Annotated in this window: 15 protein-coding genes; 5 read left to right on the forward strand and 10 right to left on the reverse strand. The window is 59.4% G+C overall.

What is annotated here, in order from left to right; translation table 11 throughout:
- Nucleotides 1–180: 180 nt before the first annotated feature.
- The 7 genes from MOV63_RS09910 to MOV63_RS09940 form a co-directional block, all read right to left on the reverse strand.
- Nucleotides 181–1,320, reverse strand: a complete 1,140-nt coding sequence (locus tag MOV63_RS09910) for an ABC transporter ATP-binding protein (RefSeq protein WP_247033523.1) — start codon at nucleotides 1,318–1,320, stop codon at nucleotides 181–183.
- Nucleotides 1,321–1,362: 42 nt separating this feature from the next.
- Nucleotides 1,363–2,769: an FAD-dependent oxidoreductase gene (locus MOV63_RS09915; protein ID WP_247033524.1), complete on the reverse strand. Its 1,407-nt coding sequence runs from the start codon at nucleotides 2,767–2,769 to the stop codon at nucleotides 1,363–1,365.
- A 15-nt stretch (nucleotides 2,770–2,784) separates the two neighbouring features.
- On the reverse strand, nucleotides 2,785–3,621 hold the full coding sequence (locus tag MOV63_RS09920) for a carbohydrate ABC transporter permease (protein WP_247033525.1): 837 nt from the start codon (nucleotides 3,619–3,621) through the stop codon (nucleotides 2,785–2,787).
- Nucleotides 3,618–4,559 carry a carbohydrate ABC transporter permease gene (locus MOV63_RS09925; protein ID WP_247033526.1) on the reverse strand — a complete coding sequence of 314 codons (942 nt, stop codon included), beginning with the start codon at nucleotides 4,557–4,559 and terminating at the stop codon, nucleotides 3,618–3,620. The genes MOV63_RS09920 and MOV63_RS09925 overlap by 4 nt, the downstream gene beginning before the upstream one ends.
- 1 nt (nucleotide 4,560) lies before the next feature.
- The gene (locus tag MOV63_RS09930; protein ID WP_247033528.1) at nucleotides 4,561–5,916 is read right to left on the reverse strand and encodes an ABC transporter substrate-binding protein; all 1,356 of its coding nucleotides are present in this window, start codon (nucleotides 5,914–5,916) and stop codon (nucleotides 4,561–4,563) included.
- Nucleotides 5,917–5,979: 63 nt separating this feature from the next.
- Nucleotides 5,980–7,554 carry a trehalase family glycosidase gene (locus MOV63_RS09935; RefSeq protein WP_247033530.1) on the reverse strand — a complete coding sequence of 525 codons (1,575 nt, stop codon included), beginning with the start codon at nucleotides 7,552–7,554 and terminating at the stop codon, nucleotides 5,980–5,982.
- Complete coding sequence (locus MOV63_RS09940) at nucleotides 7,554–8,261, reverse strand: GntR family transcriptional regulator (protein WP_247033533.1); 708 nt, start codon at nucleotides 8,259–8,261, stop codon at nucleotides 7,554–7,556. The genes MOV63_RS09935 and MOV63_RS09940 overlap by 1 nt, the downstream gene beginning before the upstream one ends.
- Nucleotides 8,262–8,756: 495 nt before the next feature.
- Here MOV63_RS09940 and MOV63_RS32930 point away from each other — a divergent pair, with 495 nt between their 5' ends.
- Nucleotides 8,757–9,437: a zinc-binding dehydrogenase gene (locus MOV63_RS32930; RefSeq protein WP_405029315.1), complete on the forward strand. Its 681-nt coding sequence runs from the start codon at nucleotides 8,757–8,759 to the stop codon at nucleotides 9,435–9,437.
- A 691-nt stretch (nucleotides 9,438–10,128) separates the two neighbouring features.
- Here the strand turns inward: MOV63_RS32930 and MOV63_RS09950 are convergent.
- Nucleotides 10,129–10,788: a hypothetical protein gene (locus MOV63_RS09950; RefSeq protein ID WP_247033535.1), complete on the reverse strand. Its 660-nt coding sequence runs from the start codon at nucleotides 10,786–10,788 to the stop codon at nucleotides 10,129–10,131.
- Between the two features lie 308 nt (nucleotides 10,789–11,096).
- On the opposite strand from MOV63_RS09950, the gene MOV63_RS09955 reads away from it, so the two are divergent.
- The 4 genes from MOV63_RS09955 (at nucleotide 11,097) to MOV63_RS09970 (ending at nucleotide 22,534) form a co-directional block, all read left to right on the forward strand.
- Entirely contained in the window at nucleotides 11,097–12,722 is a 1,626-nt protein-coding gene (locus MOV63_RS09955; RefSeq protein ID WP_247033537.1) for a winged helix-turn-helix domain-containing protein, read from the forward strand.
- 428 nt (nucleotides 12,723–13,150) lie between these two features.
- Nucleotides 13,151–14,905, forward strand: a complete 1,755-nt coding sequence (locus tag MOV63_RS09960) for a ShlB/FhaC/HecB family hemolysin secretion/activation protein (RefSeq protein WP_247033539.1) — start codon at nucleotides 13,151–13,153, stop codon at nucleotides 14,903–14,905.
- 10 nt (nucleotides 14,906–14,915) lie between these two features.
- The gene (locus tag MOV63_RS09965; protein WP_247033541.1) at nucleotides 14,916–21,902 is read left to right on the forward strand and encodes an MBG domain-containing protein; all 6,987 of its coding nucleotides are present in this window, start codon (nucleotides 14,916–14,918) and stop codon (nucleotides 21,900–21,902) included.
- A gap of 98 nt (nucleotides 21,903–22,000) precedes the next feature.
- The gene (locus MOV63_RS09970; RefSeq protein WP_247033543.1) at nucleotides 22,001–22,534 is read left to right on the forward strand and encodes an invasion associated locus B family protein; all 534 of its coding nucleotides are present in this window, start codon (nucleotides 22,001–22,003) and stop codon (nucleotides 22,532–22,534) included.
- A gap of 632 nt (nucleotides 22,535–23,166) precedes the next feature.
- Here the strand turns inward: MOV63_RS09970 and MOV63_RS09975 are convergent.
- The gene (locus MOV63_RS09975; RefSeq protein ID WP_247033545.1) at nucleotides 23,167–23,763 is read right to left on the reverse strand and encodes a hypothetical protein; all 597 of its coding nucleotides are present in this window, start codon (nucleotides 23,761–23,763) and stop codon (nucleotides 23,167–23,169) included.
- Nucleotides 23,763–24,212, reverse strand: a complete 450-nt coding sequence (locus MOV63_RS09980) for a (2Fe-2S)-binding protein (protein WP_038546276.1) — start codon at nucleotides 24,210–24,212, stop codon at nucleotides 23,763–23,765. Before MOV63_RS09980 ends, MOV63_RS09975 begins: the two co-directional genes overlap by 1 nt.
- Nucleotides 24,213–24,217 lie beyond the last annotated feature (5 nt).

The raw sequence follows: 24,217 nt of genomic DNA on the forward strand, positions 1-24,217 counted from the left end.
CGTTCAACTTCTCCAAAGCCTCCGCTGCCTGACAGACCCGGATATCGCTTCGCGAAAGGGGCTGGTTCAGAGATACCGCCTACGTCAATGTGCATGGAAAATCGCGCTTACAAATGAGCCCTGCCTACCTGCGAAGAGCTCCTCAATTCTCTCACCCTGATTGCACGCCGGAACACACACTTACGTTGAGTCAGCTGATTGCTTGCATTGCGAGCGTCGTTCCGACGGCGGTGGTTGACGAGTTGGACGCACCTGCTTCAAGGCACTCCCGTTGGCGCCAAAAATATGTATGCGTTCCTTGGCTGCGGCGAGGTGCACTACATCTCCTTTCCTTACCGCGAGAGTACTGTCCACCTTGGCGACTATCGGCTGGTCTCCAACATAGAGCAGCTGGTGCTCGCCCAACTGTTCGACAACGGACACGACTTCATGGAATACAGCGTCTTCTTGCGGGACAATCTCAAGATCCTCCGGCCGTATTCCGAGGCTGATTTTTTCTCCGATGCGGGTTATCGGCGGGAGCTGGTTGCCACATGGAATAACTTCGCCTCCAGGCAGCACTATCCGGCCTCCATCCTGCACGGTGCATGACAGGATATTCATCGCAGGTGAGCCGATGAACTGCGCGACAAAAAGGTTTGCGGGTTCCCGATAGAGTTCCATCGGGGTTCCAACCTGCTCGACGCGACCGTTGTTGAGGATCACGATCCGGTCGGCAAGCGTCATTGCTTCGACCTGATCGTGCGTCACGTAGATCATTGTGGCGTTCGGCAGCCGCTCGTGGAGCTTTGCGATTTCCAACCTTGTCGCAACTCGGAGTGCCGCATCAAGATTGGAAAGTGGTTCATCAAAGAGAAACACTCTCGGATTGCGGACGATAGCCCGGCCGATCGCAACCCTCTGGCGTTGCCCACCAGAAAGCTGTCTAGGCAGGCGGTCGAGGTAATCGGAGAGATGGAGTGTCTTGGCCGCCTTTCGCACTTTATCGTCTATGTCATGCCGGGTTGACCCTGCAAGCTTCAGTCCAAATGCCAGATTGTTGTAGACCGTCATGTGAGGATAAAGCGCATATGATTGGAACACCATGGCAATACCCCGCTGAAGGGGGGACAGCTCATTGACTACCTTGCCATCGAAGGTCAGGTTTCCCGAGGTGATGTCTTCCAGTCCCGCAATCAGTCGAAGGAGAGTTGACTTCCCACATCCAGAAGGCCCAACGAATACAATAAGTTCACCCGCTGTGATATCCAGATCAATCCCATGTAAGACCTCGAGGTTTCCGTAAGTTTTTCTTACATTTCGGAACATCATCTCTGTCATTTCTGCCTCCCGTTTTGATTTTTTGTCTCTGCCCGGCCGCTTTCAGTCCACGATAGCACCGGCGCTTCTCAGAGCTGTTCTGACGCTTTCGGCATCGAGTTGATGCGCCGAAATGTCACCTCGAGCGCAAAGGGCTGCGGCGGTTCCAGCCGCCTGGCCGGTTGCCATTGCTGGGCTTAGTACCCTGAGAGCCGCAAGCGCTTCATGGGTTCCACTGATGCAGCGGCCACTGGCAAGAAGGTTGTCGGCTTCGCTCGCAACGAGAGATCTGTAGGGGATGGTATAATAATCCCCGTCCTTGAGATGCTCCCACTGAGGAAGACCCCGGTCTGGTTGATGAATTTCAACGGAACTGGCATTGCATGCGATGGAATCGTCGAACTTTCTGCCCGAGATCAGGTCCCGCGCTGTGACGTCGTAGAGCCCTGAGATGCGCCGGGTCTCTCGTACTCCGACATGACTTGCGATCTGTGCCACAAAACATTGCTCATAGCCGGCCACTTGCTTCCGTAGGAAATCAGACACAAATTCGTCAACCTGTCGTCGGCCTTCGAGTTCGGCTTTCGCGAGAAGCCGGTTGTCAGTACCCTTTTCCACATCCACCCGCGTCGCTATGAACGATCGCCACCCTGGCCTGCCGAAAATCTGATTGACGGCAGGATCGCGACGCGAGTTTTCAACCGCACTTTCAAACGCATTCCACGCTGCACTGATGACGTCACTCGGCGCAGCGCGAGCCTCATTAATGCCTGCAACTGAAAAAACGAGCGACATTGTCTGCGTCCGGTTGTCCCGCTGGCGACCCATCGGGGTAGTCAAGCCTGCAAGACGGGCAACTTGAGCGTCGCCAGAGCTGTCAATTACGACCCTCGCTCCGTATTGCAGCGCGCGACCGTCCTTGTTGTAGAAGGTCAGGCAACCTATCCGTTTCTGATCCCGCGCCACGGAAAGCAGCGGCGAGTAAGTGAGGAGCTCGACTCCGGCCCCTTCCAGAAGCCCTGCAAGAACGAACTGGAGCTGTTCAGCATCGATCGATATCCATTCCTTTGTGCTGAAGTCGTCGCCGACACCCCCGCGTGCCAAAAGCATCTCTAGGATTTCTGTAATGATCCCGCCGACAATCATTCGGTCGGAATTTCGGGCTCTCAACCCGCTGATGGGCAGGCCGGTCGTGCCGTTCCCACCCACGAAGGGAAGGGCTTCGGCGAGCAGCGTGCGAGCCCCTGTTCTGGCCGATGCGACTGCGGCGCAGACACCACTCAGTCCCCCGCCCACAACGATGACGTCGTAGTGACCTGCGAAATCGGTCGCAACTTGAACGGAACGGACTTCGCTGCCGGTTACGCCTTCGTCGGGTAAAAATTCGACCGGCTCCGGGTTTCCACATATCATGCTTTTATCCTTGCGCTTTTCACTGCCAATGCGCGGCGCGGCCTGAAGTCCGCGCACGTATCAAGGACAGCTTTATTTTGAAGATCCGGCAGTCAGGCCCGCGATGACATGCCGTTGAAGGCCAAGGAACACTGCGATCGGCACAAGCATGACGATCGTCGCGCCCGCCAGAGCCCCGGTGACATTGAATCTGAACTGCGACTTGAAGCCTGCTAGTGCCACCTGAACGCTCTGGTTCTCCTGAGATGCTGTGAGCAGGTTAGCGAAGAAGAAGTCATTCCAGATGATCACGAAGGCAACGACAGCAGCGGTTGCCAGAGCAGGGCGACAAAGTGGGATTACGATGTGAAAGACGATCCGGAAGTACCCAGCGCCATCGATCAGCGCTGCTTCCTCAAGATCCGTCGGGAGACTGAGCAGGAATGACCTGAGGATGACGAACGAAAGTGGGAAGAGCTGCGCGCTGAAGAAAATTACCATTCCGATCTTGGTGTCGAAAAGCCCAAGCGCTCGCATAATGAAAAACTCAGGGACCGCCAGGCCAACGACGGGAAGGGCGAGCGCGAGGCTGATGATAGCTACGAGCTGGTTTCGGCCGCGAAACTTGTAACGTGCGAGTGGGTACGCCGTCAGGACTGCAAGTGAGAGGGCTCCGATTGTACCTCCGGTCGCGTAGATGAAGGTATTCAGGAGATATTCGTGGAGACGAATCTGCGTGAAGGCATCAATATAGCCTTGACCAGTCACCGGCGCCGGCAGAAGGCCGGATCCGGAGAAAATCTGCGGGGTTGTCTTGAATGAAGACAACATTACCCAGAGCGTCGGGCCTAGCGCTGCCATGGAGGTGAGCGCCAGGGTGGAGTAGATCGCCAGCGCCGAGCAAAAGGGGCGTCGGTTCGCTTTTCTCATTGGGCACGCTCCCCAATGCGGAATACCCGGCTCACACCAATGATAAGGACAAGCCCAATCAGCAGTATGGTCGCTCCCACGGCGTTGGCGAAACCCCATTCACCATTGAGATATGCGCGATATGCATAGAGAGCCAGAGTAGCGGTGGAGTCGTCGGGTCCGCCCGATGTGAGAATGTAGACCACGTCAAATAGCCCGATGTCCGTGAGCAGTCTGATGAGGACGCAGGTTCCAATCGCGTTACGAAGGAGCGGTAGTGTGATGTATCGATGCTGTTTCCAGCCACTTGCTCCATCACATCTCGCAGCTTCGTACAGTTCTTTGGGGATGCCTGCGATTTCGGCCATCACCACGATCATCGTGAAACCGATCACGAACGCGAAGGTGCCACCGATTGCCCACGGTGCCGTTGACGTGTCGAATAGCCAGTCGTGACGTCCGCCCAATCCGACGACCGCGACGAGATCGTTCAGCAGGCCGAAGCGGGGATTGTAGAACATTGAAAAGACCAGGGCGAAGGCTGCGCCAGAGATCACCCATGGAATGAAGATGATCGCCCGAAACACTCGCCAACCCGGGATTTTCTGCGAAAGGATGACGCCGACCAGAATACCGAGTGGCATCTGAATTCCGACGCCAATCATGGAGTAGAAGAGAGTATTCCTCACCGCCTTCCAGAAGACATCATCCACGGCCATTCGGTGAAAGTTCTGAACTCCCGTGAACCTGAAGTCTGTGCCGCTCCAGTCTGAAAACGCTGTGACAACAAGTACGGCTAAAGGTACGATGAAGAAGGTGAAGAACAACAACAGACCGGGTACCAGCGACAAGCCAATCTGCAGCCGCATCCCTGGCCGGACCTTAGCTGAACTATCCACCACGGCTGTTCGGTGTCGGTCGGGCCGCCATGAACGGCGATTTGCGGTAATCGCTGCCATACTACCCCCTCTTGCCAGACGACGCGTTTGCCAGGCGCTGGAGAAACGTAGGCGTGTCCATTTCGCCCTTGGCGTAGGCGGGCCAGAGGTTTTTCCATGCCTCTAGGAAGCCGCCGGGCGCATGTACGCGCCAGTGCGGGTAGGTAAATGGTAGGGTATCCGCAAGCTCTCCAAGTTTAGCGCCGAGAGGCTCCAGATTGCTTGACTGCATGATTTCGCGGTCGACCTTCACGGCTGGACGCGCCCCTGTCTCGCGGGCTTGCACAAGCTGTTCGTTCGGAGACGAGAGGAACTCAAGGAACGCGAGGACGGCCTCCGCGCCGGTGTCGTGTGCAGTATGACCGCTCGACCACCCGGCGCCAGTTACAACCGCAGCGCCCCGCATAGCCTCTTTCCAGCCCGGTGAAGGAGCGTATCCGGTCTCCTCGTACAGCCCGGCTGCCGCAGCATTCGTTTTGATCTGCGTGTTTACCATCCAGGGGCCATTGGCAATCATTGCCGCTTCACCGGACATGTAGACCGAGGCTGCATTCTGGAATTCGCCCGAGAACGCGTCTACGTTGACATACCCCTTGGTGTGCCAGCGCCTGAGTGTCTCGGTGGCGATCACGACAGCCTGGTTAGCCGTATATGCTTCCGCAGTTTTGATGCCTACTTCCAGGAAAGCCTTGCCATCTGGATGAGTGCCGATCATGTTTGTCCACATTAGCAGTGTCGACCAGCCGCCATCCATCGCGATAGCGATCTTCCCGCTCGCTCGAAGCTTCTCGGCGGCATCTTCGAAATCTTCCCACGTCTCCGGGAAATTGCTGTAACCAACCGAGGCAAGAAGAGCCTTGTTGTAAAAGATCCCGATTGCGTCCCGCTGTTGCGGAATTGCCCAGATATGTCCTCCATCACTCGACAATGCTGAAAACACATTTTTCAGGAACGAGTCACGCCATGCTGAACGAGCAGCAAGATCATTCGCAAAATCCCGCAGTTTCCCGGTCTGCTGAAGTTCTTTTATCTCTGAAGCATTCAGCAGAAATATATCTGGAAGGTCTCCAGCAAGTGCCAGCCTCTTATAGTATTGAAGCCTATCGGGACCGCCGGAGTTCGCGTACTGGTTCTGCAGTGTTTCGACGTGATATTTTCCCTTATTCTTCTCATTGAATCTCTGGGCAGCCTCGAAATTGTACTGCAGAAACGGGTCGCTGGGACTTTCCTGACATGCACCACACGTGATGGTGATGGTGCCGGCCTCTGCGAAATCAGCGGACATAATGCCAGTGATGAAGAATGCAACCGTTGCTGCTCGCAAAGTGCTTTGGAGCTTTCCAGCCTGTACGGGCAAAACTATCCTTCTAAGCGGCATGATATTCTCCTCCCTGTCTGGTGAATTTTGTGTGGTACGGTCGACGCCTTGTCTTGAGTGCCATCAAACCTCTTGGCTATGCAGCGCCGGAAAGGCATCGCCGAAGCAGGAGAAATCCGGGTAAAGATCAAGCAGCGCTAACGTGATACTTGCGGTCCAGCCCTGTCCGCTCTGGATAGGATAGCCGCCGCCGCCGCCCGGTCCGCACTCCACGACATCATACTTCTCAAAGAGCCTGCCGGTTTTTTCGTAGACCCCCGCCGTCATCGCCAGCCATCTGCCGGCTATATCTCGGGCATCATCATCCAGGCCGTAGCGGCGTAATCCCTCAACGGCGATCCACTGGTTGGCCGCGAAGCCATAGGGGGCATCCCACTGCTCCCCTGTTGTGCAATTCGTGTTCAGCAACCCGCCTTTTTCAAGCAGATCCTTCCGGACCCGGCGAGCTGTTGACAGTGCTTGCTCTTCTGTGGCGAGTTTGACAAAAAGGGGTGCAAGCATCGCAGCAGAGACGGCGGCGCGGCGACTTTTGGCTTTCCAGTCATAATCGTCGAACAATCCCAGTTTCTCGTTCCATAGAACTTCATTCATCGCTGCTCGACGGGCCGCGGCCCTACCTTGGTAAACTGCTGCACCTGCATGGTCGCCAGAGCGCGCGCAGCCGGAAGCAATCGCTTGCTCAAGACCATAGATGAAACTGTTAAGGTCAACTGGGACGATGGATGTCGTCACGATTGTCGCCATCGTCTGCCGATCGGCAAACCAGCGCGAGCTGTAATCCCACCCACTTTCAGCGCCGGCGCGGATATCGCGGAACACCTCAGCGGCGGATCGCCCCACCGCTGCGGAAGCAATGGCACTATCACGGAAAAAAGCCTCATCTCTTGGCGTATCACAATCATCCCAATATCGATTGAGGATGGCACCGCTCGTCAGCCTGACGGCGTGGCGGCTGGCTTCACCTGGCTTCAGGCTTTCTTCCCCTGCCATCCAGTACGCATGTTCCTTTTGAAGCAACGGTAGATGCTCAGCGAATACGAGTGCCTCGTCCATTGGGTTGAGCAGGCTTAGCATGCTGAAAAAGAGCGGCGGCTGTGACCGGCTGAGATAATAGGTTCGATTTCCGTTTGGTACATGACCGAACCGATCGATCAGGCTGGCGATGTTGCCCACCATCTCTGTCTTGAGCGCGGAGTGCTGTGCGCCGAGCCCGACCATCAAGAAATAGGTATTCCAGTAGTATTGCTCCCGCCACAGTCCACCGGACGTGATGAAACGGCCTGGCATTGAGATAAGAGAACTGTGAGGTGGCACGTCCCTTGACTGGATGGTTGAGCGCGTCCACCTGCCCGCGATGTAAGAACGCAAGGAAAGGGTATCCACTGAGCCGGCATCAGACGGCACGTCTGAAGGTAGTTCGAACCAGCGCTCGATGAAGGTATGAAGATCGTCAGCCCCTCGAGGTGGGTTGCTGCGAAAGTTTTGGAGGATGACGCCTGGAGCCTCTTTTGGGACCGCATCCGCGAACCGTTTCATCTTCTGGAACAGTTCACTTGATCCAACCCTCTGGTAAAGACCCGGAAACAGGTCGGACGGAGGTAGCATCACCGCCTCCTCGATTTTATCAGGACGGGACATTACCAGCCACTCCCGGCCTTCCGGCCGAAACCTGAGAATCGGATATCGTCTGAAGCCGCCAGTCGAAGAAATAGATCCTCTTTGGCGCCCGTCAGGTGGGCGTCGATAATCTTCGCCGCTTGGTCGCCGTCGTTAGCTGCGAGCGCATCGATAAGTTTCTCATGTTCGCCAGAAGCCTCGCGCAGTCGCTCAAGTCCGTAACCTACACGTAGACGCTGGGCGTCGGGAATCTTGCTTTGCCGCTCAACGAAATCGAGGGCAAGATCATTGCCGCTCAGACGATTGATAGCCCGATGGAAGCGCTTATCGGCCCGCAGACAAGATGCTACGTCGCCCTTTCCTACCGCCTTGTTGAATTTGACTGCCTCGGCTTTGACGAAGTCCAGCACGTCGGATGACGCTACTTCTGCGGCGTTTCTAACTAGCAGCATCTCAATCGCCTTGAGCATATCGTAATGGTCGGCCAAGAACTTCTCGTTGATGGCCTGAACAACAGCGCCGCGGTTTGGAAGTACCCGGACCAGTCCTTCTCCTTGCAGAATGTGAAGGGACTCGCGGATCGGCATCTGACTGGTCACATACCGTTTGGCCAGATCGAGAATCTTGAGGCGCTGCCCCGCGATGAATGAGCCCGCAAAGATGTCCTTCCGGATCAGGTCCGCGATCCGAAGATAGGTTGGCGTGCTGGCTGCTATTTTCGGCATCATGCTTTCTTTCAGCGACTAGTTGCGTTGCTCATTTTCAGCGAGAACGCCTACCCGCGCTCCAGTTCGTTTTGGGCTCGATGAAATTAAGATAATCGATAATTATTCAAAGCGCAATACGGATGACAATATACTGTATCTATTTGAAAATACTAGAAAAATATGAGATATAGCTCGCATTCTGGAGAATTATCGATAATATATAGAAGCAATATGACTGGCGTGGCGCCGCTGGTTGGCAGAGCCATGCCGTTTCGAAAAGCGAGAATCTGCGCAAGCTGGACTATCGCATGCACCGTTGAGTACCGCGCCCGGAGTGCTGGGAAATGCCGGGTTCACGGCCTGGGCAGGCCTGGAAAATATCGGCCAGCCGAAACTAGGTGAGACAGCGGTGATCGCGGCGGCAAGCGGCGCGGTCGGATCGGCGGCCAGATCGCACGCATTTGAGGCGCACGCGCAGTGGGGATCGCCGGTGGGTCGGAAAAATGCGCCTTCGTCTTGAACGAACTCGGCTTCGACGCGACAGTCGATCATCGGCGCCCCAACTGTGCCGAGGAACTTGCCCGAGCCTGTCCGCAGGGGATTGACGTCTATTTCGAGAACGTAGGTGGCAAGGTTTGGGATGCGGTCTTTCCGCTGTTCAATCCATTCGCCCGCATTCCCGTCTGTGGCCTCATTGCTCAGTACAACGTCGCGACCGGTGAAACGTCTGGTCCGGACCGTCTAGCCGATACCATGCGGACGGTTCTGACGAAGAGCCTGCAGATTCGTGGGTTCATTCAGAGGGAGTTCGCCAGCCAACGCGACAGATTTTACAACGAGGCGAGTGAATGGCTCGCACGAGGTCAATTGCGTTATCGTGAAGATATCGTTGATGGGCTGGAGAATGCACCGGAAGCTGTCATCGGGCTCCTGCAAGGGCGCAATTTCGGCAAGCTTGTCATCCGAGTCGCAAGCGACGCGGTGCGATACAGGGTCCGCGACTATCGAATTCAGCACTCCATTAAGACCGACACCAATAACTGTTCATGCTGCCAGTTTTGGTATCGCGCGCTCAACCAATCGCAGGAATCGGGTGTTGCGAGCCCCCCGCAACCAACGGACACTCTCGAAAAGCCCGGCAATCCAATAGGTTACCGGGTTTTTGCTTTCTGTGCGTACAGGCCCATTTGCGCGTAGATTAAACAAAATCAATGATTTAGCTGTGTAGGTTCAAATCTTGGGTACTACACCCCGCAACCAGCACAGTTTTGCAGTTTCCTTGCTGTGGCTATGCCCGGATATGTGGATCTCAATGTGAATGAGCATGGGGAAAGCAAGATAGGCTTTCATCCCTCCGGAAATGTTGCAGCAAGCAGCGCTTGACGAATAGTCAAAGCAAATGTCCAAAGTTTAAAATTCTCCTGTCCGGTTCAAATTCATAGTTGCCGCAGAAGAAGGAAGGGATGTGGCCGCGAGCCGCCCCCAATCTTTCAGGACTCCTGCATTGGATTGGCAATAAATCGCTGTCCGTGGCGCGCCGTTATCTCTGACGTCGCTGGATATAAGTCTGGCGTTGGAGCTGCAGCCACCTCAGACACCGAAAAAGAGAAGCCCTGCCGAAACTATGAAAAAACGGCACAATCCTCGTCGTCCATTTTTGATGCTCGCCCTGCGATCTCTGCGAACGCCTCTTGGAAGATGATGAGCTTGCGCGCCTGCGCCATCGCGTATTCCGTATAGAAACCGTCCGAAATCCAGATGCGCGAGCGCCCGCGACGGCCATTCCAGCCTAAGCCGCCGATCGATTCCGCTTCGGCGAACTTGCGGCTGGTATGCGCCCGTGAAAGCGCTAGGAAATCGGCGAGATGCGAGATCGATCTGACATCCGTTAGGTAGCCGCCAGGCCGCGATGCGTGTCGGTCGATCCCGCGACAAGCCGGTCCATCAAATGCCCGCCTGCATCGGTCCAGGCGAAGATCCGGTAGAGCGGCCCCGGCCTTCGTATCTCGGGGCTCGCCAGGAGGCGATCGCCTATGGCCGGCGCGAGAAGCGGAAGCAGCCGTTCGGGCGCGCTGCGAAAGCGACTGCCCCTATCTCCCCCGTCGATACAGTCGAGAGCGGCAAGATGCACCTCGTACCACCCTCCGAGTACCAGTAGGGCTGCGGGCGCAGGCACCACTTCCCCCGCGCGGCTCTCTTCGGGCGCGGGAAGGACTAGGCCGTACTTCAGAATTTCGTCGAAGAAGGCATAGGCGGTGTTGCGGCTGGCAATGCTGTGCTGGACCGCGAGATGCCCGATGGCCCTTCGCGACACGCCGGGTCCGCCAGCCCCTGCGGCGCGAAAATGCCGAGCGAGCGCTGCCTGGGAGAGCAGCCAGCGCTGCTGCGAGGCGAATAGCGCCGATGGACGCGGCGCGGCGACATGGCTCGCGATGAAACTCTGTGCCAGCAACGCGATCGCATCGCCAAAGGCTTCCGCCGCCATCAGACCGTCGATCCCGCTTGCTTCCGGCAGAAGGTGGAAGCGCCGCTCAAACATGGACGTCACAGCATGACACTCGAGCGATATGGAGCCATGACAGACAGATCTGCGCTCCCTTTTTTTGTCAGGCACGGTCATTCCCCAGTCATGCATCACCAGCCGCCACCCTGTGACCCGTTCGACAGATAGCCGCGATGCCGGCGCAACGTCCTGAAGGCCAGCCGGCAGAATTCTGAAATTTCCTGATTCTTTTCTGAAATTGCCCACCTGCACCGACCGCGCCATACCGTCCCCACACGCCCGACCCCACCGGTTGGCGGCTCTGCCGGGTGCTCATTATGGTGCGCCCTATTGTGTAAGGGCGTGGAGGGCACTTGTTCTTATTTTCGGGCTTCGTTTTGGATCCGGACCGTGCCGAACTGCGCGCGCCTGACGGGTCCGTGACCCGGCTGCGCCCGAAAGCCTTCGAACTGCTGAAACTGTTTGTTACCAACAGCCATCGCGTGCTCGGCAAGCAGGACTTGATGGACGTCGTCTGGCCCGGCATCCATGTCGGCGAGGACAGCCTCTTCCAGTGCATCCGCGAAATCCGCACCGCGCTCGGTGATAGCGAGCGGCAGATGATCAAGCTGGTCTCGGGCCGAGGCTATCTCTTCGCCGTCGATGTTACCCACGGACAGGAGCGCGAGACGGCACTACCGCTCCCGCAAACGGGGAACCAGTCCGGCGCAAGGCTGCGCCGGAGACTTCGCACCGTGGTGCTCGCTAGCCTCGGCGTTCTAGTTGTAGCACTCCTCATTCTCTTCAACCGTTCCTATCTTTTCCAACAATCTCGGCCCGTGCTGGAAGTGCTCCCGGTCGCCGATGCCTCCGGTAGTCCCGAGGGTGTGGCCCTGTCCCGCAGCACCACCGCCGAGCTGGTCGGCGGCCTTTCCAAGATCGAAGGCATCGATCTCGTCGCAAGCGAGGGATCGAACACCCGTGCCTCCTACCAGGTGCAAGCTGATCTGCGCAAAACTGGATTATCCTGGACCATTCAGGCGCGCCTCATCGATGTTGCCAGCGGCGAGATCCAGACGGTCGCCGAGATATCGGTGGACGCCGGGGAAACCGATCCACAACGTCTCCAGTCCCGCCTTACGGCGGGCGTCGGCTATGCGCTGGCCGTCCGGATGAACAATCTTGCTGAACGAGACAGCACGCACCGAACCGGCGGCGCGGATATCGCGATCCAGCAGGCCGTCGCGTCGATCAACCAGACGACGCGTGAGCGTTTTGCAACGGCGCGGGAGATCCTTGAGACATATCGTGCCGCCGATCCTGGAAACGTCGACCTGCGAGTGGCACTTGCCGGCCTGCATCTGCGCGCTGTGCAAATGGGCTGGTATAACGCCGCCGAAAGCGCCGCCGCCGAAACCGATGCCCGCGCCTTGCTGGAAGATGCTTTCCGGTCGCGACCGCAATCCATAGCCGTGCTGGGTGCATACTGCCGCTTGCTGACGGCGACCAACCAGTTCGCCGAAAGCCTTGTCGCCTGCGCGCGTGCGCTGACACTCAATCCCTGGGACGGCGCGGCGCTCTATCAGATCGGTCTCGCAGAGGTCCAACTCGGCCGCTTCGAGGATGGGCTGCGGACATTCGCCGAGGCCGACCGCTTCGATACGCCGGCTGTCTCCCGTTGGACCTGGCTGCTCGGGGCTGGCTGGGCGAACCTGCTGCTCGATCGCAACGCAGAAGCAATCGGCTTGCTGGAACGCTCGATCGCCATCACTCCTGGCTCCGGCCGCTCCTACATGCTGCTGGCGACCGCCTACCGGCGCCTCGGCCGCAAGACGGAGGCATGGGAAGCGTTCCTGAAAGGCATGACGCTACGTCCCGACTTCACCGTCCGCACTCTCCCCCTGTCGCGTCGCAACGCGAGCGACACCTACCTCGTCGCCACCCAGGCCGTTTTGCGAACGCTTGTCGAAATCGGCCTGCCGACCGGCGATCCGCGATAGACGCCAGATACCGTTTGGCACTAAGGCGGCAACGATCTGCGACCCCTGCATGATCGCATAGGTTCCGGCATTGTTCGGCAGCAGTCCGTCCAAGCAACCCCTGAAGCATAGCAAATCGCGGATGCCGGTTCACGGGCAGTCAAAAATGGACGCAGACAATCACGGAGAATTTTCCTAGCTCTTGGGCGGAACAGGTTCCCCGAACGCCCTGTTCTCGCGATTGCGGGCAAAATAGCCGCTCCACGGACGGATTCTGCATGGGTCTGCGCTGAGTGAGCAGCGCGACTTTTGTGGGTTGTCTAGGGCGTTGCTGGGCTCGCCTTCGATCGCCGGGGGAAGCGTGCGGGGAAACAGGCAGGTCGAGGTGAATTTTGATTTCGAGATGTGACGATGTGCGGCGGGCCGCGTTGCTCGCCGGAACGGCGATCATGCTGTTTTCGGTGGGACCGGTCCTGGCGCAGACCGCCTCGCAAGTGACGCCGCAGACGTTTGAACCAAAATTGCAGAAGCAGGCGCGCGGTATCGTGATTCCCGAAGGCGCGGAGCAGGCCGCACCCGCCGGTGCGGAAAAGCTCGACGTCCATATCGGGAGTGTCGTCGTAGAAGGCGGCCTGCCGGCGCTGACGGAAGACACGGCGAAGCTGAAGGCGGAACTTGCCGGCAAGACAGTCACCGCTGCCGATCTCTTCGCCGCCGCGAGCCGTTTGCAGGCAGCCTATGCCGCAAAAGGCTATCCGTTGGTGCGCGTTCTCCTGCCGGCGCAACGCCTCGTGAACGGCGCGACTTTGCGCATCGCCGTCATCGACGGTTTCCTGGAAAGGATCGACACCTCGCATCTGCCGGACAACATCCGTGAACGCGTCGCGAAACTGCTGGCGCCGCTGGTAAGTAAGAAAAGCATCACCAATGCCGAGATCGAACGACGGGTGCTGCTGGCCGGCGACCTGCCGGGCATCGTGCTGCGCTCTACCCTTTCCAGGGGGACGACGGCTGGCGGCAGTGTGCTGACGATCGAGGCCCGTTACAAGCCGGTGCTCTTTTCTCTCAACGCGGACAACCGTCAGTCGGACCAGCTTGGCAAATATAATACGGGCATGGGCATCGACTTCAATTCGGTGTTCGGTTTCGGGGAGCTTATCTATCTGCGCGCTTCCGGCGCTCCGCGCTTCGACGGCGACACCGATTTCTTCTCAGGAGCGCCGCGCAACCGCATGCTGGCCGGCGGCGTCACCCTGCCGCTCGGCAATGATGGACTGAGCCTCAATTTGGAGGCGACGGTCTCGCGCACCGCGCCGGAAGCTGAGGCTGGCAGCATTGCCTTCCAATCGGACTTCACCCGCTATTCCGCCAAACTCAACTATCCGCTGATCCGGTCGCGCAACCTGACGCTTAACCTGACAGGCGCATTCGACGCGCAGCAGGAGAAACTGAGTGCCATCAATCTCAGCGGCGTTGCTCTATCAAAGGACCGGCTGCGCGTCCTGCGAACCGGGGCGGACCTCTCCTGGTACGTGTTCGGCGATTCTCTGTTCTCGGCCGGGCTGACCGGCTCCTTCGGCATCAACGGTCTGGGTGCGCGCAGTGCTGCGGATGCTGCCGCCAGCGATACGCCGCTGTCGCGGCAGGGCGCCGACGCCGACTTCCAGAAGCTTGAACTCACGCTTGGCTATCGCCAGCCGGTCGCCGAACACCTGACCTTCGATCTGGTCGCCAAGGCACAGACCTCCTTCGGCCAACCGCTGCTCAATTCCGAGCAGATCGGCCTTGCCTCGACCTCCGGCCTTTCGACGTTCCCCTCCGGCCTGATGCAGGGCGATGACGGCTTCGTCGTCCGCGCCGAGGCGCAGTTTCCGTTCACCATGCCGCTCAGCCTGCCGTTCGCGCTATCCGCCTTCCCGGCGCAGCAGGGCACTAACCTGCCGGCGGACGGGGCGGCGAGCGGCGCCTTCCTCGCCTCACCCTATCTGTTTGGGGCCTATGGCGGTGTGCGCCTGCATCAGCCGACCGCATTGGAAACAGCCTGGACACAAGGGGCGTCGTATGGGGCAGGCTTGCGCCTCGGCGCCGCCGAGCAGGCGAGCTTCAATTCCATGACCCTCAGCCTCGAATATGGCCGCACCGAGCGCTTCGGTGATGGTTCAAACGACAATCGCTTCACGCTCTCGGCAGCGTTCCAGTTTTAGGACCATCGCCATGCTGCACGTCAAAGACCACCGCTCCATCGTCCGCCCCGTCCCCACGAGGACCCGGCTCATCGTCCTTCTTGCCTCCACGGCACTGGTCGGGGCCAATCCGGCCTTCACCCAGTCCCTGCCGACGGGTGGAAGCGTCGCGGCGGGCAGCGTGACGATCGGCACGCCGTCAAACGGCACGCTGACGATCAACCAGACGAGTGCGAACGCCGTCGTCAACTGGCAGAACTTCAATATCGGCCAGGGCAATGGCGTCACTTTCGTCCAGCCGAATGCCTCCTCGGCCATCCTCAACCGCGTCATCGGCTCGACCACGACGACCATCGCTGGCAGTCTCACTGCCAACGGACAGGTCTATCTGGTCAACCCTAACGGCATTGCCATTACCCCGACGGGGACGATCAATACCGGTGCCTTCGTCGCCTCGACGCTCGGCATCTCCGACGACGACTTCATGGCCGGCAAGCGGACGTTTACCGGCAACGGCGCATCCAGCTCCGTGACCAATGCGGGCACGATCACCATCAATCGGAGTGGCTATCTCGCCTTGATCGGCCGCTCGGTCGAGAACTCCGGCGTGATTACCGTGCCGATGGGCAAGGTGGCGCTTGGCTCGGGCGAGCAGGCGACGCTCGATCTGGCCGGTGATGGATTCCTGCAGGTGGCGATCCCGACAACGGCCGCGGGCACGAAAGCGCTCGTCTCCAACAGCGGCAAGATCTCCGCCAATGGCGGTACGGTGCAGCTTTCGGCCGCCGCCGCCAGGGACATGGCGCGTCAGGCGGTCAACATGTCCGGCACGATCGAAGCCAAGGGCGTTTCCGGCAGGAGCGGCGACATCACGCTCACCGGCGGTGACGGCGAGGTGGCGATCTCCGGCACGCTCAATGCCAGCAATGCCGCCGGCATCGGCGGTAAGGTCACGGTGACCGGGCGGTCGATCAAGCTCGCTTCTGCCAGGGTGAATGCTTCCGGCAAGAGCGGCGGCGGCACGATCAATATCGGCGGCGAGCGGCAGGGTAGCGGCACCTTGAAGCACGCCGAGACGCTGACCGTCGATGCCGGCACCGTCATCAATGCCGATGCAATCACGACCGGCAACGGCGGCAATGTCGTCTTGTGGTCGGACGATCGCACGCAATTCGAAGGCCTGATCACCGCCCGCGGCGGTTCGCTCTCCGGCAACGGCGCCGATGTGGAAGTCTCCGGCAAGGCGCTACTTTCCTATACGGGCTTTACCGACCTGACGGCGGCTAATGGCGCTTTCGGCAATCTGCTGCTCGATCCGTATAACGTCACGATCTCGTCGGGCACTGACAGTAATTCGTCCGGCTTCACCGCCACCGGCGACGACAGCGTCATCAATGTCAGCACGCTCGAGGCCGCACTCGCGGGCGCCAATGTCACTGTGACGACCGGCGACGGCAGCTCCGCCGGCTCGCAGGCCGGCACGATCACGGTGGCCGATGCGCTCTCCTGGAGTGCGGGCACCACGCTCACCCTCAGCGCCGCGTCCGACATCGCGATCAACGCCGCCATCACGGCTTCGGGAACCAGCGCCGGGGTGGTGCTACAAGCCGACAATTCGGGCACCAGTACGGGCACGGTCTCCTTCGGTGCGGGTGGTTCCGTCAATCTTTCCGGATCGGCCTCCACGGCAAATATCTACTATAATCCCGCCATGTTCGGGACCGCGACCGATTTCAGCGGCAATGTCACGGCAAACAGCCTCGTCGCCTATCAGCTGGTAAACAATCCCACCGGCCTCCAAAGCATCCAGGATCACCTCACCGGAAGCTTCGCGCTCGGCAAGGATATCGACGCCTCCGACACCGCCAACTGGAATTATGGCTTTGGCTTCCGATCGATCGGCACCGATGGGTTCCAGGCGCTGAACGGCGGCGCCGGATTTGCCGGCAATTTCGATGGCCAAGGCCACACGATTTCCGGTCTGACGATCGACAATCAATTACTCTATGCCTATACCGGCCTGTTTGGCTATGTCGGTCCAGGCGCGACCATTGCGAATGTCGGTTTGATCGGGGGATCCATCACAGGCGCCCAATGGGTTGGCAGCTTGGTGGGCTACAACAACGGGGGAACCATCACCAACGTCTATGCCACCGGCGCCATCATCGCCCCCAACGGCGGTACATATATCGGAGGCCTGGTGGGTTACAACAATGGCACCATCACCAACGCCTATACCACCGGCGCTGTCGGCGGCTGGGACTACGTCGGCGGGTTGGTGGGTTACAACGATGGCGGAGGAACCATCACCAACGCCCATGCCTCCGGCAATGTCACCATCTTTGATATGGACGCTGGAGGCTTGGTGGGTACCAACTACGGCACGATCACCAACGCCTATGCCACCGGATCTGTCACCGGCAATTCATACGTCGGAGGCCTGGTGGGTGAAAATTATGGCACGATCACCAGCGCCCACGCCACCGGCGCTGTCACCAGCTACCTTGTCTACAGCGGAGGCTTGGTTGGTTACAACGACGGCACGATCGCCGGCGCATACGCGACCGGCGCTGTCAGCGGCTCGGACTATGTCGGCGGCCTGGTGGGTTACAACAAGTCCGGAAGAACCATCACCAACGCCTACGCCACCGGCCCTGTCAGCGCCGGCTTAGGGCTTCATGGCTACTATGCCGGAGGCCTGGTGGGTTACAACGACCACGGAACCATCACCGACGCCTACGCCACCGGCGCTGTCGGCGCCATTGGCGAAGCCGGAGGCCTGGTGGGTTTCAACTATGGTGGAACCATCACCAACGTCTATGCCGCCGGCGCCGTCACCAGCACCGGTTCCAGCGGCTCTACTGGCAACTTTGGAGGGCTGGTGGGTCACGACCTTTCCGGCACTCTCCGCAACGTCTATGCCACGGGCGCTGTCAGCGGCACGTATTATTTTGATAATTTAGATAATGGCAAGTTCGGAGGTTTGGTGGGATTCAGTGACCATACCACTATCACCAACGCCTATGCCACGGGTGCCGTCAGCGGCACCTTCACCACTAGTCGAAACTGGAACAATTATAATGGCCCCTATCTCGGAGGCTTGGTGGGTGGGAGCGAAGTAGCCACCGTATCATCCAGCTTCTGGGATATCGAAACCACGGGACAGCCATCTGGCGGTGGACAGGTTCAATACCCATATTCTTTTTCCGCAATAGGCCTCACCACGGCGCAGATGAAGGACCCGTTCACCTTTATCAATGCGGGCTGGGATTTCTTGTCTGACTGGGGCAAATCAACCAGCGGCGCGAACAGCGGCTATATGATGCTGCGCGCGCTCAGCACAGGCCTTTATGACGATTATATCTCCATCGGCAGCGCCACGCGCGTCTATGGCGACGCCAATAGCACCATTTCCGGCGCGGCGCTGACGGGCGTCGGCACGGGCAATGTCTCCCTGAGCTGGGGCAGCGCGGTGGGTGCCGCCACCAATGCCGGCACCTACAATTATTCGGATGCCAATATCGTGTCCGTGACCGGTTCGCGCACCGCCTATATCGACACCAGCAACGCTTTGACCATCGCGGCCCGCCCGATCACGGCGACGGCGACGTCGGGTCAGAGCTTCAGCTATGGTGACACGCCCACACTCGCCTACAGCGTGACCAGCGGGTCGCTGGTGAACAGTGACACGCTGTCAGGAGCACTCGCGGGCATCACTAGCTCGAGCGATGTCGGCACCTATGCTCTCACGCAGGGGACACTGTCGGCTTCGTCGAACTACGCCCTGACCTATGTCGGCGCGAATGCGACCGTCACCCAGCGCGCGCTCACGGTGACGGCGGATGCTCTGTCGAAAACCTATGGCGATGCCAATCCGGCACTGACCTATACAATCAGCGGCCTCGTCAACGGCGATATGCTCTCCGGATCGCTTTTAACCTCCGCCGGGCAATATTCGGACGTGGGTAACTATGCGGTTGGCCTAGGCACACTCGCTGCATCGAGTAACTATGCGATCACCTACAACACCGCCAACCTGACCATCAATCAGCGTACGCTAGCCGTGACGGCGGACGGGCTCGCCAAGACCTATGGTGACGCCAATCCGGCACTAACTTATACGGTCTCTGGCCTCGTCAACAACGATACGCTCTCCGGTTCACTTTCGACCCCGGCGGGGCGATATTCGGATGCAGGAACCTATGGCATCACCATCGGTACGCTCGCGAATTCCAACTATTCGATCAGCTACACTGGCGCCGATCTGACGATCAATCAGCGGGCGCTCACCGTAACGGCTGATGCCCTGTCGAAGACCTATGGCGATATCAACCCGGCGCTGACTTACACCACATCGGGCCTCGTCAACGGCGATACGCTCTCCGGTTCACTTTCGACCCCGGCGGGGCGATATTCGGATGCGGGAACCTATGGCATCACCATCGGCACGCTCGCGAATTCCAACTATTCGATCAGCTACACTGGCGCCGATCTGACGATCAATCAGCGGGCGCTCACAGTAACGGCTGATGCCCTGTCGAAGACCTATGGCGATATCAACCCGGCGCTGACTTACACCACGTCGGGCCTCGTCAACGGCGATACGCTCTCCGGTTCGCTTTCGACCCCGGCGGGGCAATATTCGGATGCGGGAACCTATGGCATCACCATCGGCACGCTGGTGAATTCCAACTATTCGATCAGCTATACCGGCGCCAACCTGACGATCAATCGGCGGGCGCTCACGGTGACGGCGGACGCGCTCACCAAGACCTACGGCGATATCAATCCGACGCTGACCTACACGGCGACGGGTCTGGTCAACGGCGACACGCTGTCGGGGTCGCTCTCGACCTCGGCAGGCCGCTATTCCGATGTCGGCAACTATGGCGTTACCATTGGGACGCTCGCCAATTCGAACTACGCGATCAGCTACACCGGCGCCAACCTGACCATCGGCCAGCGGGCGATTACCGTTCAGGCGGACGCTGCGTCGAAGACCTACGGTGACATCAATCCGACACTGACCTACACAACCTCGGGCCTAGTCAACAACGACACGCTCTCCGGATCGCTTTCGACCCCGGTGGGGCAGTATTCGAATGTGGGTAGCTACGGGATCACCATCGGCAGCCTCGGCAATACCAATTACGCGATCACCTATAATGCCGCCGATCTGACAATCACGCCGCGAGCACTGACGGTGACGGCGGATGCGCTATCGAAAACTTATGGCGATGCCAATCCGGCGCTAACCTACACGGTCGGAGGTTCGGGCCTTGTCAACAACGACATGCTCTCCGGTACGCTTTCGACCACGGCGGGACAGTATTCCAATGTCGGCGCCCACGCGATCACGCAAGGATCGCTGGCCAACGCAAACTACGCTATCAGCTATACGGGCGCCAACCTCACCGTGAACCCGCGGGCGCTGACGGTGACGGCAGACGCATTGTCCAAGATCTATGGCGATGCCAATCCGGCGCTGACCTATACCGCGACGGGCCTTGTCAACAACGACACACTTTCCGGATCGCTTTCGACCTCGGCGGGGCAGTATTCGAATGTGGGTAGCTATGGCATCACCATTGGCAGCCTCGGCAATGCCAATTATGCGTTCACCTATAATGCCGCCAATCTGACGATTACCCCGCGAGCGCTGACGGTGACGGCGGATGCGCTATCGAAAACTTATGGCGATGCCAATCCGGCGCTAACCTACACGGTCGGAGGTTCGGGCCTTGTCAACAACGACATGCTCTCCGGTACGCTTTCGACCACGGCGGGACAGTATTCCAATGTCGGCGCCCACGCGATCACGCAAGGATCGCTGGCCAACGCAAACTACGCTATCAGCTATACGGGCGCCAACCTCACCGTGAACCCGCGGGCGCTGACGGTGACGGCAGACGCATTGTCCAAGATCTATGGCGATGCCAATCCGGCGCTGACCTATACCGCGACGGGCCTTGTCAACAACGACACACTTTCTGGATCGCTTTCGACCTCGGCGGGGCAGTATTCGAATGTGGGTAGCTATGGCATCACCATCGGCAGCCTCGGCAATGCCAATTATGCGTTCACCTATAATGCTGCCAATCTGACGATTACCCCGCGAGCGCTGACGGTGACGGCGGATGCGCTATCGAAAACTTATGGCGATGGCAATCCGGCGCTAACCTACATGGTCGGAGGCCTTGTCAACAACGACACGCTCTCCGGATCGCTTTCGACCACGGCGGGGCAATATTCCGATGTCGGCGCCTACGCGATCACGCAAGGATCGCTGGCGAATGCAAACTACGCCATCAGCTATACGGGCGCCAACCTCACCGTGACCCCGCGGGCGCTGACGGTGACGGCAGACGCATTGTCCAAGACCTATGGTGACGCCAATCCGGCGCTGACCTATACGGCGGCGGGCCTTGTCAACAACGACACACTTTCCGGATCGCTTTCGACCTCGGCGGGGCAGTATTCCAACGTTGGCGCCTATGCCATCACCGGCTCGTTCTCGGCGTCAAGCAACTACGCCCTGACCTATGTCGGAGCCAACTTGAGCATCAATCAACGCGCAATCACCGTGACGGCGGATGCGCAGTCGAAGACCTATGGTGATGTAAACCCGGCGCTGAGCTATACGGTCGGGGGTGCAAGCCTGGTCAATGGCGACACGCTCTCCGGATCGCTTTCGACCACGGCGGGGCAGTATTCCAATGTCGGTGCTTATGCGATCACCCAAGGCACGCTTCTGGCGTCCGCCAATTATCGCATGAGCTTCCTTCCCGGCGTGCTGACCGTGGAAAAGGCCGCCGACCCCCGACCCGGCACACAGGCAAGCTCCGTCACGCCGACCTTCGATGCCGGCCGGTTTGTGCCGATCCGGCCGGTGTCCGACGATGCCGAAACCGCGGATGACAGTCGCGACCTGATCACCGATCCGCGTTTCAAAGGAACGTTCGTCTGCCTCGCCAATGGCAGCGGCTGCGTCTCGCTCCCGGCCCAGTCAACGCCATAATCACTATACACAAGCCGCCAAACGCTGGCCGGTCGGCGGGTCTGAACCGCTCTGGCAGGGATGGTCGGATCCCAGCCATATGAAAGGAACCTGTTCGAATGACTTTATCCCGCTATTTGCCGAAGGCTTCACTGCTGGCGGCAGCGCTCGCTTTCGTCAGCTGCACCGCGACCGCCGCCCCCCTGCCGGGCGGCGCCAGCTCGCTGGTCGAGACCTACGACGATTGGAGCGTCGTCTGCCAGATGCAGGCCAATGCTCCATCCTGCCTCGTCCGGCAGGTCCAAACCAACAACCAGACCAAGCAGACCGTCCTGGCCGTAGAGATCGGCAAGAGCGCCGACGGCAAGTTCCGGGGCACGCTGGTGCTGCCGCTCGGACTGGCGCTGCCCCAGGGCGCTCAGTTAAAGATCGACGATGCCGCGCTCGGCAATACTTTGCCCTTCTCGACCTGCCTGCCGCAAGGCTGCGTCGTGCCGCTGGCCTTCGAGGCAGACACGATTGCAAAGCTCAGGGCCGGCAAGGCCCTCAACGTCACCGTTTCCGCCGCCAGCCCGGCCCAACCGCTGGCGCTGGCCGTCTCCCTGAAGGGCCTCGCCGGCGCGCTCAACCGCATCGCCGACCTCACCAAATAACGCCTCTCGCTTTCCGGCGGGAAACGACTTTCCAAGCGTACGGAAACCCAGAGGTACAAGAGGTCCGTTACCCGTGCCGGCCATAGCCTCTGGGACATCGTCACGGACCCCGGCGTGGGGCGCAGGGCCGGCAGCGATCGACTAAGCTTTCGTTGTATTTCAGCTACTTGAGTGCTGATTGGAAGCAACGGAAAGCCTAGGTCCTTGGTTCGAAGCCCATCAAGGCGAGGGATTCGAACTGGGTTTACCTCTACGGCCTAAGCCGCTAGATTTGGGACAGGCCTTTCGACCAATCGCAGGAATCGTTGGTTGTGAGCCCCCGCAACCAAATTCTTCCCACAACTTCAATAACTTCGCGGCCTCCCCACAGAGGCAGTAGTCGTTTCTACGCCTGGAGCCGGTGGTCAATCTGCTGGGACGAGGTAGCCCTTGCCGGGATCGACCAGAGGGCCTGTGCCGGACGCCGCGATGGTGCCGCCGGCCGCGAGCGCCGGATGAAGTCCGCACCCGCAAAACCCGGCCGGCGCGACCGTCGCTGCGGCCACAGATTGCAGGAAATTGCAGGAAGTGGCGGCGTCGATCGGTGTCGTCTTTGCTTGATCCGCCGCGATCCGGCAAGTCCTGAACTCCGGCTATTTCGGACATGCGGCTCCGCTGCTCACCCAGCTTTCGGCATCCTTCATGAATTCCTCATAGGGGACGGGCGGGGTTGTTCGTGTCTTCCCGGTCCGGTCGACGCCTGGCGACCAGGCCCATCTGACGAGAGCCGATCTGAGATGATCTATGACCTGACCACCATTGCGGTTTCCGTTGTGTTGTGGATCCTTCAGGTGTTCGCAAAGCTCATGTTGGGAAAGGCCGTCCCAACCCATGGTGAGTGGCGCGAGCCGCCATTCGTCGTTGGCGCCGGGGACGCCACTGGCTGCGTTGTTCGATCGTCCGTGACAGGTGGAACAAGGCAGGCCGGCCGCACCATCATCTGCGGGTCCACGCATCACATGGAACATGTGTCGATGCCGGTCGTCGCCCTGGCGCGGAAAGCCCGTCAGGGTATGGCAATTCTGACAGCGGGGGCTGGCCATGACGCGTGCAACCGTGTCGAAGGCGTCGGCCGCCGACGTACTGTCGCCCTTCGCTTGCGACCGCACAGGCGGCACGAAGGCCAAGGCTACCATCACGCCGAGCGTCACACCGGCGAGTGTTCGTGCCTGAAGCAAACGGCCAATCATCACGCACCTCGCACTGCACGATGCACTGCGGCGCGGATGCGGGCATAGGTGCCGCAGCGGCACAGATTGGTGATTGCCGCATCGATGTCGTCATCGGTTGGATGCGGCCTGTCTTTGAGCAGCGCGGCGGCGGCCATGATCATGCCGGATTGACAATAGCCGCATTGCGGAACCTGTTCCGCAATCCAGGCCCGCTGCAAGGGATGCGAGCGATCGTCCGATAGCCCCTCAATCGTCGTGACCTGTTTGTCTTCCGCGTCAGCGAGCGAAAAGGAACAGGAGCGTACTGGCTGGCCGTCGACATGCACTGTACAGGCGCCGCACGCAGCGATGCCGCAGCCGAATTTGGTGCCGGTCAGCCCGAGGTGGTCGCGCAACGCCCATAGTAGCGGCGTGTCCGGATCGGCGTCGACCGTGACCGCACTCCCATTGACTAAAAATCGCGTCATTGTAT

It is taken from the genome of Neorhizobium sp. SHOUNA12A (assembly GCF_023006505.1).
In the GTDB taxonomy this organism is placed as follows: Bacteria; Pseudomonadota; Alphaproteobacteria; order Rhizobiales; family Rhizobiaceae; genus Neorhizobium.

Coding starts and splice junctions, on each gene's coding strand:
- MOV63_RS09910 (WP_247033523.1), bottom strand. CDS start 1,320: ATGACAGAGATGATGTTCCGAAATGTAAGAAAAACTTACGGAAACCTC.
- MOV63_RS09920 (WP_247033525.1), bottom strand. CDS start 3,621: ATGAGAAAAGCGAACCGACGCCCCTTTTGCTCGGCGCTGGCGATCTAC.
- MOV63_RS09925 (WP_247033526.1), bottom strand. CDS start 4,559: ATGGCAGCGATTACCGCAAATCGCCGTTCATGGCGGCCCGACCGACAC.
- MOV63_RS09930 (WP_247033528.1), bottom strand. CDS start 5,916: ATGCCGCTTAGAAGGATAGTTTTGCCCGTACAGGCTGGAAAGCTCCAA.
- MOV63_RS09935 (WP_247033530.1), bottom strand. CDS start 7,554: ATGTCCCGTCCTGATAAAATCGAGGAGGCGGTGATGCTACCTCCGTCC.
- MOV63_RS09940 (WP_247033533.1), bottom strand. CDS start 8,261: ATGATGCCGAAAATAGCAGCCAGCACGCCAACCTATCTTCGGATCGCG.
- MOV63_RS09960 (WP_247033539.1), top strand. CDS start 13,151: ATGCTGTTTTCGGTGGGACCGGTCCTGGCGCAGACCGCCTCGCAAGTG.
- MOV63_RS09965 (WP_247033541.1), top strand. CDS start 14,916: ATGCTGCACGTCAAAGACCACCGCTCCATCGTCCGCCCCGTCCCCACG.
- MOV63_RS09970 (WP_247033543.1), top strand. CDS start 22,001: ATGACTTTATCCCGCTATTTGCCGAAGGCTTCACTGCTGGCGGCAGCG.
- MOV63_RS09975 (WP_247033545.1), bottom strand. CDS start 23,763: ATGATTGGCCGTTTGCTTCAGGCACGAACACTCGCCGGTGTGACGCTC.
- MOV63_RS09980 (WP_038546276.1), bottom strand. CDS start 24,212: ATGACGCGATTTTTAGTCAATGGGAGTGCGGTCACGGTCGACGCCGAT.